This is a genomic window from Allostigmatella hybrida (assembly GCF_020103775.1).
GTDB lineage: Bacteria > Myxococcota > Myxococcia > Myxococcales > Myxococcaceae > Hyalangium > Hyalangium aurantiaca.
The window spans coordinates 338,198-351,540 of the sequence record NZ_JAHXBH010000002.1 but is presented as its reverse complement, the minus strand read 5'-3'; the positions used below and the strand labels follow the sequence as shown (position 1 = coordinate 351,540).

Annotated in this window: 12 protein-coding genes and 1 tRNA gene; 4 read left to right on the top strand and 9 right to left on the bottom strand. The window is 69.7% G+C overall.

Annotated elements, in window-relative coordinates:
* Window positions 1–84: 84 nt before the first annotated feature.
* Genes KY661_RS06605 through KY661_RS06595 form a run of 3 tightly spaced genes read left to right on the top strand, consistent with a single transcriptional unit; the run spans window position 85 to window position 3,452 of the window.
* Window positions 85–2,208, top strand: a complete 2,124-nt coding sequence (locus KY661_RS06605; protein WP_225409393.1) for a galactose oxidase-like domain-containing protein — start codon at window positions 85–87, stop codon at window positions 2,206–2,208.
* Between the two features lie 34 nt (window positions 2,209–2,242).
* Window positions 2,243–3,088, top strand: coding sequence for a 4'-phosphopantetheinyl transferase family protein (locus tag KY661_RS06600; RefSeq protein WP_225409392.1), 846 nt, complete (start codon window positions 2,243–2,245; stop codon window positions 3,086–3,088).
* Window positions 3,081–3,452, top strand: coding sequence for a hypothetical protein (locus tag KY661_RS06595; RefSeq protein ID WP_225409391.1), 372 nt, complete (start codon window positions 3,081–3,083; stop codon window positions 3,450–3,452). The genes KY661_RS06600 and KY661_RS06595 overlap by 8 nt, the downstream gene beginning before the upstream one ends.
* Before the next feature lie 103 nt (window positions 3,453–3,555).
* Here KY661_RS06595 and KY661_RS06590 read toward each other — a convergent pair whose 3' ends face one another.
* The 3 genes from KY661_RS06590 to KY661_RS06580 all read right to left on the bottom strand — a co-directional run bounded on the left by KY661_RS06590 (window position 3,556) and on the right by KY661_RS06580 (window position 6,857).
* Window positions 3,556–3,906 (bottom strand): DUF2019 domain-containing protein, encoded by a 351-nt coding sequence (locus tag KY661_RS06590; protein WP_225409390.1) that lies wholly within the window; start codon window positions 3,904–3,906, stop codon window positions 3,556–3,558.
* Window positions 3,903–5,198, bottom strand: a complete 1,296-nt coding sequence (gene sitA5, locus KY661_RS06585; RefSeq protein ID WP_225409389.1) for a SitA5 family polymorphic toxin — start codon at window positions 5,196–5,198, stop codon at window positions 3,903–3,905. Before sitA5 ends, KY661_RS06590 begins: the two co-directional genes overlap by 4 nt.
* 735 nt (window positions 5,199–5,933) lie before the next feature.
* Window positions 5,934–6,857: a tyrosine-type recombinase/integrase gene (locus tag KY661_RS06580; protein WP_225409388.1), complete on the bottom strand. Its 924-nt coding sequence runs from the start codon at window positions 6,855–6,857 to the stop codon at window positions 5,934–5,936.
* Between the two features lie 344 nt (window positions 6,858–7,201).
* Here KY661_RS06580 and KY661_RS06575 point away from each other — a divergent pair.
* Window positions 7,202–7,275 (top strand) — tRNA-Arg (locus KY661_RS06575).
* A 172-nt stretch (window positions 7,276–7,447) separates the two neighbouring features.
* Here the strand turns inward: KY661_RS06575 and KY661_RS06570 are convergent.
* Genes KY661_RS06570 through KY661_RS06545 form a run of 6 tightly spaced genes read right to left on the bottom strand, consistent with a single transcriptional unit; the run spans window position 7,448 to window position 13,194 of the window.
* On the bottom strand, window positions 7,448–8,065 hold the full coding sequence (locus KY661_RS06570) for an iron-containing redox enzyme family protein (protein ID WP_225409387.1): 618 nt from the start codon (window positions 8,063–8,065) through the stop codon (window positions 7,448–7,450).
* 2 nt (window positions 8,066–8,067) lie between these two features.
* A complete protein-coding gene (locus tag KY661_RS06565; RefSeq protein WP_225409386.1) occupies window positions 8,068–9,297 on the bottom strand; it encodes a CapA family protein in 1,230 nt (409 codons plus the stop codon).
* Entirely contained in the window at window positions 9,294–10,274 is a 981-nt protein-coding gene (locus KY661_RS06560; protein ID WP_225409385.1) for a fatty acid desaturase family protein, read from the bottom strand. The genes KY661_RS06565 and KY661_RS06560 overlap by 4 nt, the downstream gene beginning before the upstream one ends.
* Before the next feature lie 6 nt (window positions 10,275–10,280).
* Window positions 10,281–10,892 carry a methyltransferase family protein gene (locus KY661_RS06555; RefSeq protein ID WP_225409384.1) on the bottom strand — a complete coding sequence of 204 codons (612 nt, stop codon included), beginning with the start codon at window positions 10,890–10,892 and terminating at the stop codon, window positions 10,281–10,283.
* Window positions 10,889–12,163 (bottom strand): condensation domain-containing protein, encoded by a 1,275-nt coding sequence (locus KY661_RS06550; RefSeq protein WP_225409498.1) that lies wholly within the window; start codon window positions 12,161–12,163, stop codon window positions 10,889–10,891. Before KY661_RS06550 ends, KY661_RS06555 begins: the two co-directional genes overlap by 4 nt.
* Window positions 12,145–13,194 (bottom strand): hypothetical protein, encoded by a 1,050-nt coding sequence (locus KY661_RS06545; protein WP_225409383.1) that lies wholly within the window; start codon window positions 13,192–13,194, stop codon window positions 12,145–12,147. The genes KY661_RS06550 and KY661_RS06545 overlap by 19 nt, the downstream gene beginning before the upstream one ends.
* Between the last annotated feature and the right edge of the window lie 149 nt (window positions 13,195–13,343).

Here is a 13,343-nt window from a genome sequence, read left to right as displayed (position 1 = left end):
GGATGGGTTGGGCTGTGGTTGGGATTGCAAGGCGGCCTCGCGGTGGCTCAACCCGCCGCTGAAGCTGGGCGGTGGTCACCGCTGATGTCATGGCCCATCTCCGCCACACACACGCACCTGCTGCCCAGTGGCAAGGTGATGTTCTTCGGGGAGTTCGACGAGGGCAAACTATCCCCCCGGCTGTGGGATCCCGTGGCCAACACGCTCACGCCGCTTCCCGTGCCTCCGTTCAATATCTTCTGCGCGGGGCACTCCTTCCTCGAAGATGGCAGGCTGCTCATCACGGGCGGGCACGTGGACAGCCACAACGGCTTGCCCCATGCCATCCTCTTCAATCCGAAGACGAATGGTTGGGACGCCGTGCCCGACATGAACGACAAGCGCTGGTACCCGAACAACACCACCCTGGCCAATGGCGAGGTACTGGTGCTCTCCGGGGAGACGAACGGGGAGGGCTTGTTCAACGAGCTGCCCCAGCGCTACGTGCCTGGGTCCAACACCTGGGTGAACCTGTCCACGGCCCAGAGGAAGATTCCGTATTACCCTCACATGTTCCTGGCCCCCAACAACAAGCTCTTCTTCGCGGGGCCCTGGCGCTCCAGCCAGTGGCTGGACCCGGAGGGAACCGGCACCTGGTTCGAGGCGCCGTACAGCCAGTTTGGCGGCAGATCCTACGGGGGAAGCGTCTACTTCGACGGAAAGGTGCTCTCCACGGGTGGCGGAAATCCTCCCACGAAAACCGTGGAGCTGATTGATCTCAACCTGCCATCGCCCAGCTGGAGCTACCAGAGCCCTATGAGCATCGCCCGGCGGCAGCACAACACGATGTTCTTGCCGGACGGCAAGGTCCTCGTGACGGGCGGAAGCAGTCTGGAAGGGTTCAACAACCCCGACGGTGCCGTCCGTCATGCCGAGGTGTGGGATCCGGAGATCAATGTCTGGAAGACCTTGGCCAGCAACAACGCCTTTCGCGGATACCATTCGACCACGCTGCTGTTGCCGGACGGGCGGGTGCTGAGCGCGGGAGGCCGCAATGTGCGCACTGCGGAAGTCTTCGAGCCTCCCTACCTCTTCCAGGGGCCGCGTCCCACCCTCACCGCGGCACCGGATGAACTCACGCCCGGAACGTCCTTTGACGTCGGAACGCCCAACGCGGATCAGATCAAGAAGGTCACGTTGATTGCGTTGGGCTCCGTGACGCACGCTTTCGATTCGAACCTGCGCTTTCTCACGCTGCCGCACACCGTGACCCAGGCGGGCCTCACCGTCACCGCGCCGGAGAGCAACGTGATGGCCCCCCCGGGGCCCTACATGTTGTTTTTGATCAGCCAGGAGGGCGTCCCCTCGGTGGCGAAGGGGGTGATGGTCAAGAAGGTGGCGCCGAAGTTCTCCCGCACCCTCGCCTTCAGCGATGTGTGGAAGTACGACGACACCAACGTGGATCGGGGCACCGCCTGGCTCTCGGCCAGCTATGACGATTCCCAGTGGAAGTCCGGGCCCGGACAGCTGGGCTTCGGAGATGGAGACGAGGGGACGGTGCTCACCGCCACGGTGCCTTCTCAACCCTCCGTCTACTTTCGAAAGAAGTTCTCGCTGGCCAAGCCCGTTTCGGCGGCCATGCTGGAGGTGCTCTTCGACGATGGCATCCAGGTGTGGGTCAACGAGGTGCCCGTCTTCTCCCGGAACATGGCCAAGGGGCTCAACTTCGAGACCTTCGCCTCGGGCTCGACGAACAACCAATACATCCGGGAGAAGCTGGCGCTCTCTGGCTCGCCCTTCCGGGTGGGGGAGAACCTCATCACGGTGATGGTGAAGCAGGTGGGAAGCAACTCGACCGACCTGACCTTCGCGCTGGGGCTGGAGGTGGAGAACACCCCGGCGCCCGTCGAGGACGTGCTCCAGGTGCTGTCTCCGAACGGAGGAGAGTCCTGGGTGGGAGGAAGCCGGGTCAGCATCCGCTGGGCGCTCAAGAGCCCCTTGCCCGCGGTGGACCTCGCCTTCTCCTCGGATGGTGGGACCGTCTGGGTGCCCATCGCCTTCGAACTTCCGGCAAGCCAGGGCAGCTATCCCTGGCGGGTGCCGAACATCGCCTCGTCCCGGATGCTGGTGCGCGTGTCGAAGGCCGGGGGAGGGGGGGCGGACGTGAGTGATGCCGTGTTCTCGATCGTGCGCACGCAGCTCCAGGGGCACCCGCGAGAGGCTCCGTGACAAAGGGGGCGGAGACTGCTTCGCTAAGGGCGCCATGCCGACGTCCGCCCCCACGCCGCCGTTGTTGACGCTGCCACCCGATGAGGTCCACGTCTGGATCGTTGAGCCCGAGCGCATCACCGATGCCGGATTGCTGGCGTCCTACCGGGCCTTGCTGGATGCGCCGGAGCGCGAGAAGCAGCAGCGGTTCCACTTCGAGAAGCACCGGTTGCAGTACCTGGTCTCCCATGCGCTCGTGCGGCTCACCTTGTCGCGCTATGCCCCGGTGGCCCCTGGGGCCTGGTCCTTCGTCGCCAACACGTATGGACGTCCGGAGATCCGCGGCGAGGAGAAGCCGTGGCTGCGCTTCAACCTCTCCCACACGGACGGAATGGCCCTCTGCGCGGTGGCCCGCGACGTGGATGTGGGCGCGGATGTGGAGGACGCGGAGCGGAAGGGAGAGACGGTGGGGATCGCGGACAGCTTCTTCGCCCCCGCGGAGGTGGCCTCGCTTCGAGCGCTTCCGGAGCATGCGCAGCGCGAGCGCTTCTTCGATTACTGGACCTTGAAGGAGGCCTACATCAAGGCCCGGGGCATGGGGCTCTCCCTGCCGCTGGAGCAGTTCGCCTTCGAGCTTCCGGCGGGACTTCCCGCCCGGATCTCGTTTGATCCTCGCCTGGTGGATGAGCCCTCGCACTGGCAGTTCGTGCGGTTCCGGCCTTCCACGCGGCACGCCGCGGCGCTGGCCGTGCGCCGTCCAGTGGGAGCCCCGCTCTCGGTGCGGTTCCAGCGAACCGTTCCCCTCCAGGGGGATGGCCCCGTGGAGTACCTCACCCGGGAGACGCACCAGCCGCTGCGCCTTCAGGAGGCCGGGGCAGGCTCACTTCGGTCTGATGCTTGATGAGTCCGCGCATGTGGCGGATGCCGCCGGAGGGATGGAGGTGGACCCGCTGGGGCAGGAGGCCCTCACGGAGTTCGCGCGTGTCGAACTGGAACGCATGAGCGAGGTGCGCGAACGAATTGTCGAGGCGGTGACGAGGATGTCCCAGTATCTCACAGCGCTCGGTCCGGACGCGCTCGCGGTGCGGCCACTCCTGGCTGTCGTTGACTCGGGTCTCCAGAGCATCTCAGAGTCATTTCAGGGCATCGACACAGGGGGAGCGGAGAAACTCCAACTACTGCACGACGGCTACAATGACCTCCTCATCGCAGGAGAAGTCGTGCGACTTCACTGGCTGGCCGATGTCCTGGAGCAGGGATCGTAGCGCCGGAGCGCTCAGCCGCTGCGTGCCTCACGCTCCGCGTGGTACTCCTGTGCGAACTCAAGCGCGTGTGCCGCCACGCATGAACGGAGGAGGTTGCGCAGCGTCATGCCGGGTCCAAGGCCCAGGTGCCGTTCTCCCAGTTCTTCAACACCTGGGCAGCCTCGAACGCAGCGAGCCCCTCCCCCCTCGCCGCTGCTTCCAACACCGCCTTGGATTCTGCCGTCCGATGGCGGAGCAGGCATGCGGCAGCTCCGACTCTCACATCCATGCGAGGATGTTCCAGCAGCACTGCAAGAGCATCCCGCCCTGCGTCTCCAGCGGAGCGCAGTTTCTTGAAAGCAGAGATGTAACGTTCAGCGTGCTCATCTCCGGTGCTGGTATCCCCGCGAAAGATCGCATCGGTCTGCGCGGCTACGTTTCGGGCGAACTCCTCAACAAGCTCCTCAATGGTCATCGCCAGATTCCCTTCTTGATGTTCTCGATGGCCTGCAAGCCAAACTGACGCTGAGTCTCGAAGGACTGCGTGCTCAACCACTCTCGGACGGTCAGATTCTCCGAGTTGGTGATAAAGAAGCGCTTTCGCGAGTAGAAGGCGCTGATCTGGGTGTGCAGCCCTTCTTCCAGCGGGATGACGTTCTCGGTGTTGTGCAGGGCATGCGGCCCGAATCGCTCCACGTTGCCTGGCGCCTGCTCGACGATGTGGTGCCACTGCTTCCCCGGACCCGCTGGACCCAAGGCACTCTTGAGGCCGCTGAACGAGCCCCAGGACCTGAAGCCGGCAGGACTGACTCCCGCTGCGCCTCTCACGCCCCGGGCCGTCATGGCGACCGCCGCAGCGGGCAGGGAGACGATGACGGTGCTCCCTTCAACGGCTACCGCACTCACCTGCCCCACGTTCGCAAGGCTGATGCCCACCCGTGAGGCCCCGACCGCCGCTGCCTCCATGTAGCTGGGCAGCATCGCCAGCCGCGAGGCCAGCCACGCGGCGCCTCCGGTCATGCCCTGACTCACTACCACGGTGACCGCGAGGACGAAGACGCGCGCCACCTCCGGCCCCACCCGGTTCGCGAAGCGATGACCCGCCTGCTCCAACTCAATCCACGTCGTGGCTCGGTCGGTGGCCCGCTTCAGTTCCCGGCTCGCGTCCACCACCTCCAGGAACGTCTCCACTCCCAGGTAGATGAGCAGGACCGCCGAGACGATGGCCGCCGCCTTGGTGAACACCGGCTCGGGATTCGCCGCCAGGACGGCCCAGGTGGCGAGGCCCGTGGCGATGACGGTGTAGAAGAGCTGGGGCGCCAGGGTCTTCTCCACCGCCCGGGCGATGCTCTCCTTGAGGGGCTCCAGCGACAGCCCCAGGGCGACCCCCAGCTTGTCCCACTCGCCCAGGCCAGGCCCGATGTCGAGCAGGGAGAGGCAGTGGTCCCCGCGCTGGCCCGGCTCGCAGAGGCCGCTGAAGCTCTTGCGCATCAGGCGCTGCCATCGGGTGTCAGCACTGCTACCCGGGTGGGAGGCGCGCACCAGCAAACCTTGCTGAGGAGCACGGAGCGACAGGGGCACCTCCAGCACCAGCCGTGCGAGCGCCTCCTCGAATGCTTCCGCGTCCACCTTCACGGACTTGCTCGAGGAGGACGGCCTGTACTCCAGGGGCGAACCCTGTCCCGTGTCGAGGCGGATGACACGCGGCGTGGCGCACGCATTGAGCAGGACGAGGAGCAGGAGCGTGACGCCCAGGCGAGTTGCCATAAGACGCTTTCCGGAGCGAGGAGGGCTCCAGTCTACGGGAAGGTCGCCCCAGAGACGATGACGTTCCGGCCCTCATCTTCAGCCTACAGCCGAAGGCGATGCTGCACTGCCGCTGCACCACGGTACAGCTCGCCCTGGAAATCGGCTCTCTCCCGGCGGGATAAGGACCGAGGAGAAGGCTTCGTCCCCGTACCTATCGCTGTGCGGGCGAGGCGTGATCAGCCAGGCGGAAAGGGGGTGAACGCCATGCTGAGCGCCGCGAGGAAGCTGTTGGCCTCGACTCTCACCTGGAGGATGACGGCGGCCATCCTGTTCGCGTTGGCCGAGCATCTTCGGGACCGGGTGAGGCACGGGCTGTAGTGCTCGGGGAGAGGTCCCGCTGCGGATGTGGCGGGACTCTTCCTGCCTTCGGAGAAGGCCGCATCGTCGAGGTGCGACCACGCCACCCACCCGAGGAGGAACTGCAAGATGACGAAAGGCATCAGTCTGTCCACTGAGCTGGTCGAGGTGAGGTGTGCGCCCCTTCTGGCTACCGCGCTACACCTCCGAGAGCCTCAACTGGATTGAGGGATACTGGGAGCACCTCAAGGACACCTACTTCAGCAGGATGCTCACCCAGCAGCGCGAAGCGTTCTACCCTGATACCGTACGGCTGCTGCGCAGGCTGCGCCGCTCGGGACGGCTCCGCCTCCTTGCGCTTCGCGCTGACCCCTGAACGAACTTACCCCGGATGGCTTAGCTGCCGAGATTGCGAAGCTGCCGGTCGAGTAGAAGAGCCGGATCCTCCGAGTGCTCCAGCCGCAGCGGCAGACGGATGAGCGGCTTCACCGTGCTCACGTCGTAGAACCGCGCCGTCGTGCTCGTACTGGTCTGTCCGACGATGGCAGCCACGGTGGTGATGGGGACGCCGCCCTCCGCCGGACGGATCTCCACACCGTTCGTCAGCGCCCAGGTCACGAAGGAATGGCGCATCTGGCCGAGCTTGAGCGGCTCGCGTTCCAGATTCTTCGCGGCATGGCGGAGCACCTTCCTCACCCAGGAGTCGGCCGGGGCTCCTCCCCGTGCTTGAAGCCGCTGCGCCGCCGCGAGGGTCTGCGCGTCGAGGCTCTGCATGTGGACGCGCCTGCTCTTATGGGTGAAGCGCACCACGCCGCGAATCTCCGGGTGGTCCACGAGCTTCAGCTCGCAGTTCCCTTCGGCCACGCGCTCGATCTCACTGCGATGCATGCCGGTCTTGGCGTGAAGGACGAGAAGGTCCCGCACCGCCCGCACGTCCGTCTTCATGCCGCCGAGCTTGGGGGACTCCCAGCCGGAGATGGCGCGGTAGAACGCCTCCACCTCCGCCATCGTGTAGCCCTTCTTCCGCCGGGCCTTCTCGGGGCGCGCAGGGGGCACCTTCAGGCCGAGGGTCGCGTCCTGGGCCGGGGAGAGCACCGCTTCCACCTCGCGCAGGAACGAGAAGAAGCTCTTGATGGCGATGATCCAGTGCTTCCTCGCGGCCGGGTGCTTCGCCAGCTCGCTCTTGAGCTGCTGGAGCGTCACCTTGCGGAGGTCCTGGCCCGCGAGCACCTCGGCCCACTGGGCCAGGTACGTCCGCACATTCCGGCGGTAGCGTTCGGTGTGCCCCTCGGCCTTGAGGTGGGCGAGGAAGCGGGCCACCCCATCAGGACCGCCTCGGAGGCGGCCTTCTCGGCGGCCTCGGCCTTCGTCAGGTAGGCGTCAGGGTCACGGTCGAACAGAGCCAGTTCGGCAAGCGCGTCAGACTCGTTGCGCGCGGACAGTCGCTTGCTATAACGGACGCCGTTGTGCATCCGCTCCAGTTGCCAACGGGTGTTGCCGTGGCGGTCCAGGTAGGTCCGTCCTCCGGCCCATCTTCCGGTCCACTGGGGCATGTCGTACCTTTCTGGCCGGTTACGTACGGATTACGTACAAGGCCGGAGCGCTCGCGGCGGCAGGCGAGGGCTCACCAGAAAGAACAAGGAGTTCCGCAGCTTTAGTCGTCCGGCCCCGTAGCTCAGTTGGATAGAGCGGCGGTTTCCTAAACCGCAGGCCACAGGTTCGATTCCTGTCGGGGTCACTTGCCCTGCTTCCCAAGTACTCGGAAGTAGGGCGGTTTTCTGTCCGGTGGCGTTCAGTGACGTCAGGTGACGGCGGTGCACCGGGTGGAGCGGGTGCTGCCGCACGTGCCCTACCGGCAGTGGACACTGTCCTTTCCTCACCGGGTGCGGTGGGTGCGCTGAGGCGCCCGCTCAGGGCCGCGCCTCGCCGGCCAGCGCCGCGCGGTGGATGGCCACCCAGAAGCCGGCGGCCCGCCGGGCCCCTTCGAGCAGCGGCTCCGGGTGCCCGGCCCCCAGCGCCGCGCAGAGCGCCTGGGCCCGCGCGCCGTGCTCCAGGTCCACGTCGAGGTGGACGAGGATGAAGCGCGCCTTCGTCCGCTCCAGCCCGAGCCGCCCCAGCCCCTGGCGGGCCTCGCCTCCCAGGTGCCGCGCCACGCCCTCCAGCACGCGCAGCGCGCCCAGGAAGGCGAGCTGCCGCTCCGGCCCGATTTCTTCCCAGAAGGCGTGGAAGCCGGCCACCTCGCGAGGCGTGTCGGACGAGGGCTCGCGCCCGAAGGCCGCGAGGTCCGCCTTGGCCAGCAGGTAGTGCGACTGCTCGTCCCCCGCCAGCTCCGCGAAGAAGGCCTTCAGCTCGGGGAGCGTGGCGCGCTCGGCCGCGAGCCGCAGCCGGTCTCCGCTGCGCCGCGTGTAGTGGTACATCATGTCGAGGAACGCCACGTAGCGCTCTGGCGTCACCGCCGGCAGCCAGCTCGCGACCTGCCGCGCCATCCCGGCGGTGAGCGCCTCCAACTGCTCCTCAATCGACGGCATCCTCAGTCCCTCCGGTCCGAAAGCAGCGCGCCCAACGTCCGCCGAGCATGCGCGAGGTGCGGCGCCGCCCGCTGGGGGGGCAGCTCGTCCAGGCGCACCACGCCCGCGTCGAGGAACCCCTCCCCACCGAGTCCCCGTCCACAGGCGGTGGGCACCGCGCGCAAATCCACCGGCTGGAGCACGCCCCGCGCGTCCCGGGCGAGCGCGAGCTTCAGCACGGCCCCCGTCTGGCACGCCAGCGTGGGCATGATGCTCAGGAAGTTGCCCAGCGAGTACGCGATGAGCCCCATCCGCGCGGGCCCGCCCCGGCGCACCTGCGTGGGGCATGTGGCGTCCGCGCCGTCGATGGACACCCACTCCACCGGCTGGAGGACATGCGGCGAGGAGCCCAGGAGGAGGTCCGCCCCGCGCTCGATGAGCCGGTAGGCGTGCTCGCGCTGGAGGGCCTCGGGCCAGTACTCGTACTCGAAGCCCCAGTGCGGCATCAGCACCACCAGGTCCGGCCCCACCGCGCGAGCGGCGTCGATGAGCGCGCCCAGCCGCTCCCAGTCTGGCGCGTGGAGGAGGCTGCCCAGCCGCGTCACCGGCACCCCGGCGGGCGGCGCCCCCACGAGGTGGTTGATGTCATACGTCACGGCGGCGATGCCCATCCGCACCCCGTCCACCTCCAGGGCGGCCACCGCGTCCTCCGGCCGGGGGCCTCCCACGCAGCGGTGCTGGGAGGAGGCCCGCACCGTCCCCCGGGTCCGCTCCAGCCCTTCGGCGCCCTGGTCGAGCGCGTGGTTGTTGCAGAGGGAGAAGACGCGGTGGCGCGCCGTGCCCTCCCAGGCCGCGAGGTAGTCCGGCGGGGCGTTGTAGTGGAGCGTCTCGTAGACGAGCCGGGGCACGGGCCGTGCCGGGTCCACCGGCGTCTCCAGGTTGGCGAAGGCCACCGCGTCCCCCGCCATCACCTCCCGGACGCCGGGAGAGAGCGCGCGGTGGAAGCCGCTGCGAATCCACATCATGTCGCCCACGGCGCTCAGCCGGAGCTCCGGCGCGCCCGCGTGCCGCCAGCTCCCCGAGGCGAGGTGCCGGGCGACGCGCGCGAAGTGCTCCCCGGTTTCGGCCGAGCGCGGCTCCGGCAGGTGCAGGAGGCTCTTGGTGATGTAGCGCAGGTTGAGGTCCCACCGGGACAGCGGCCAGCGGCCGTCCTCGTAGCGGATGTCCGCGTACAGTCGGCGCAGGGCGTTCATGGGCGCTTTCGCTCCAGGGTGACGAGTCGCACGTCCTCCTCCACCACCCTGGGGCCGGCCAGGAGGGCCCGCCACATGACGTGGAGGTAGCTGTCGAAGACGGGGGCCCCGCGCGCGAGCAGCTCGGGGCGCAGGCGCGCGTGCAGCCGCGCGAGGTTGTAGCCGGGCACCCGCGGGTAGAGGTGGTGGTCCAGGTGGTGGTTGAGGCCGTTCCACAGGAAGGTGACGAGCCGGGTGCTGCGCACCGTCGTCGCGGTGTGGAAGCGGTCGCCGCGCCAGACGTTGGCGTGGTGGTCGGAGATGGACTTGAGCCCGTTGAGGGGGCTGGCGAAGAGCACCGGCAGCAGCCAGCACTCCACCGCGCCCCCGAGAAGCCCGTGGCCCGCCAGGAGCCAGAAGAGCAGTGCATAGAAGGCCCCGTAGCCGAGCAGCACCAGCGCATGGCGGCGCAGGCGGGCGGCGGCGAAGTGCTGCACCGGGTAGAGGACGTTGAAGTAGACGAGGCTGAGCGGCAGGCCCAGCAGCACGGTGGCGTAGAAGAGTGCCCACAGCCCGGGCGAGCGGCGGCCCGCGTTGTAGGCGTCAGGGTCCTTCCCGGTGCGGTTCCAGCGGTGGTGCGCGAGGTGGCCGTGCCGCATCGGCTCGTAGGCGATGCCCACGAGCAGGCTGAGCCCGTTGCCGAAGAGGCGGTTCTGCCAGGGCCTCGGGAAGAGGGTGTCGTGCCACGCGTCGTGGCCGAGCTGGATAAGCCCCATGACGCCCTGGGCCGCCAGCAGCCACAGGGGCAGCTTCAGCCAGAAGCCGCTGACGTGCGCGAGCCCCACGCCGGCCAGCCCCCACACGCCCAGGTGGAGGGCCGCCATGCCCAGAGCCCGCGCGGGGCGGATGCGCAGCAGCTCCACCAGCTCGTCGCGGGAGGGGCCCGGCCCGGCGGGGGCAGCGGGTGAAGCGGAGACGGGGGCGAGGGCGGGCTGCATGGGGCCTCAGAGGTAGCGGGGGACGCGCTGGCGGTAGCGCGCGTAGGCCTCGCCGAGGCGGGCGGAGAGGTAGCGCTCCTCCTGGAGCACCAGCCCGTGGAACAGCCCCCCCAGCACCGCGCACGCCCCGAGCGTCACCAGCGACGGAGCCCAGAGCGAGGCTCCCACGAGGTACAGGTAGGAGAAGACGTAGATGGGGTTGCGCGAGGAGCGGTGGAGTCCTCTCTCGTGCAGCACGGGCGGGGCCTCCCCCGCGTCCACGCCGATGCGGAACGTCGCGCCCATGCCGTACTGCGCCGCCAGCATGCCCACCAGCCCGAGCACGCCCAACGCCCAGCCCACCTCCGGCGGAAGGGCCAGCAGGGGCCGGCCCCAGGGCAGCTCGGACCAGCGCGGCCAGACCGCCGCCGCCACCACCGAGCCAGCCCACACCAGCGAGGCGCCGCTGATGCGCCGCGTGAGGCGCGTGTGGGCGGAGTCGGCCCCGGTGCTCCAGTAGGCCAGCGGGCTGCGGCCGAAGCGCAGGCGGTAGACGAGGCTGGAGCCCAGGTGCCCCAGCAGCAGGTGCAGCGAGATGAAGCCCAGGTAGAGCGCGGGCGCGTCGCGAAGCCCCTTCATGGTCCCACCACCTCCGCAGGAAGCCCGAAGCCCGAGGACGCCCAGCCCGCAAGCTGCTCGGTGAAGTCGCGCAGCTCGCCCCGGGTCCACAGTCCCTCGAACGTCGCCGTGTTGATGTTGAGCGTGTCGCCAAAGCCCAGGCCCGTCGCGCCCCAGGTGGCCGTGTGGCTGCGCATGGAGTGGATGCGGAAGGGCGCGTCCACGAAGTGCTTGTCGAGCCGCCCCAGGTAGGTCGCCACCAGCGTGTTGGTGCGGGGCTCGGCCACCAGCCCGGGGCGCGCGTTGCGCCGCAGCACGGGCCCCGGGGCGAGCCGCGCCACCGCCATGCACTCCAGCGCCGTCGTCCAGTGCACGCCCTCGTCGAGCACGCGCCGCAGCGCCTGGCGCATCAGCGCCGCCAGGGCGGGCGCGTCCTCCAGCCGGGCGCGGACCTCCCGCAGGGGAAGCTCCAGCGGCACCGTCGAGCAGCCGTTGCCCAGCATCCGCCCCAGCCCCAGCTTGCGCCGCAGGTCCACCGGCACCCGCAGGCGGATGAGCCCGTCCTTCGTGGGCTCGCGCAGCGCGACGCCCGCCAGCAGCGCGGCGAAGAAGACCTCCGAGGCCTGGACGTCCGTGCGGCCAGCCGGGAGTGTCAGGCGCGCCGTCGCCATCAACGAGCGTCCCGCGGTGTCTCCACTGCGGCGCAGGCCCAGGCCCCGCTGCGCGAGGAGCCGGCGGCGGGGGCTCGCGAGGCCCAGCACCCGGCCCGGCCCGCGCAGCGCCGCGAGCAGCACCTTGCCATCCGTCAGCGTCGAGGGGCCCAGCGGGGGCGACTCCGGCGCGCGCCCCGCGCAGTGCAGCCAGAGCCGCTCCAGCAGGTGGGCGAGCGCCTTGGCGTCCCCAATCGCGTGGTGGAGCTGGATGGCGAGCAGCCACGGGCCTGGCGCGCCATCGGCCAGGGGGTGGAGGTGCAGCCGCAGCGGCACGTCCCTCGCGAGGTCCACCCGGGTGTTGATGACCCGCGTCACCGCCTCGGGCTCGTCCAGCGGCTCGGCGCCTTCCAGCAGGGCCGCGTCCACCGCCTCGTCCGTGCGCGGCGCGGGCACCCACGCACCGCGCGCGTCGTCCCAGGCCACGTTGAGGCGCTCGCTCTCGCGCACCAGGGCGCGCAAGGCCCCGCGCAGCCGCGCCACGTCGGGCCGCGCGTCGATGCGCAGCAGCACCGTGGCCCAGATGGTGGCCACCTCGCCGTCCAGCCGCGCGAGGAGCGTGTCTACGAAGTTCGCGCGCATCGCTCCACCCATCCGCTCCACAGGGCCCGGGCCGCCTCGCCGTCCAGCCGCGCCCGCCCCACCGCCTCGCGCGCGCGCTCCGGCGCCGGCAGGTGCTGGAAGACGATGTCGTCGGGCGCGTCCAGGCGCGGGCGGAGGCTCGTCGGCAGGTAGCCCGCCGCGAGGAGCACGGGCGTGGCCTCGGCCACCCGCTGGGGCTCGCCCATGGACAGGTGGACGAGGTCCACGCGCGCCCGCGAGGACGGGAGCGCCGGGGCCCCTTGCCCTTCTCCGGCAGGCCCCACCAGCTCCCGCCGTTCGAGCCGCAGGGACTCGTTCCAGTCGAGCGGGCGCAGCACGAGGCCCCCAGCGCGAGGGCGGCGCTCCAGCGGCGTCAGCTCCACCGTCCCCGGCAGGCCCGAGGCGGCGAGGATGGACGCGAGCCACTCCCCCCACGGCCCCGCGGGCAGGAAGCGCCGGCGCGGAGGCAGCGGCGCGAGCACCGTCGTCATCGCCAGCGCCTGCATCGGCAGGCCCGAGCCCTCCACTCCCACCAGCGTCTCCCCCTCGGTGTAGTCGACGATGAGGCCCACCGGCACGGCCCGCATGAGGCGCGACGCGTAGCGCTGCGCCATGAGGTGCAGCGTGGACGTCTGCTGGTGCAGGAAGCCCACGCGCGCCTTGAGCAGCTCCAAGAGGTGGCTCCATAGCCGCTCGTGCTCGGAGCGGTCCATGGCGGTGCGCCGGCTGGGCAGGGCCATGGAGAGCCCCGAGTCCAGGGAGTCCCGCCCCGGCTTGCACCACAGCCCCGTGTGCCAGAGGAGCGTGCCCTGGGCGTCGAACTCCCCCAGGCTGAGCAGCGCGCCGGCCCTCCAGAGCCGCGAGGCCCCTCCAGGCTCATGGAGGAAGCGGTAGGAGTAGCTCCCGGCGTAGCGCGCGTGGAGCAGCTCGCGCAGCGCGGGCTCATCGGGCTCCGCCAGCCAGCGGGCGTGCTCGCTGGGCTGGGCGGCGCGAAGGCCGTCAAAAGGGGTGGCGGCGCGTTCCCGGTACATGGCGTGTGAGCAATGCACCAACAGGGCCAGCCGGGAAGCCCCCCTTCTTCCGAGGGGATGGGCCTGGCCGCCGCCCCGCGCCCCCACCGGGGTGTGCAGCCCGCTACACGGGGTGGAGTGCAGCCTGAAGATGGAGCTGGTCCACATAC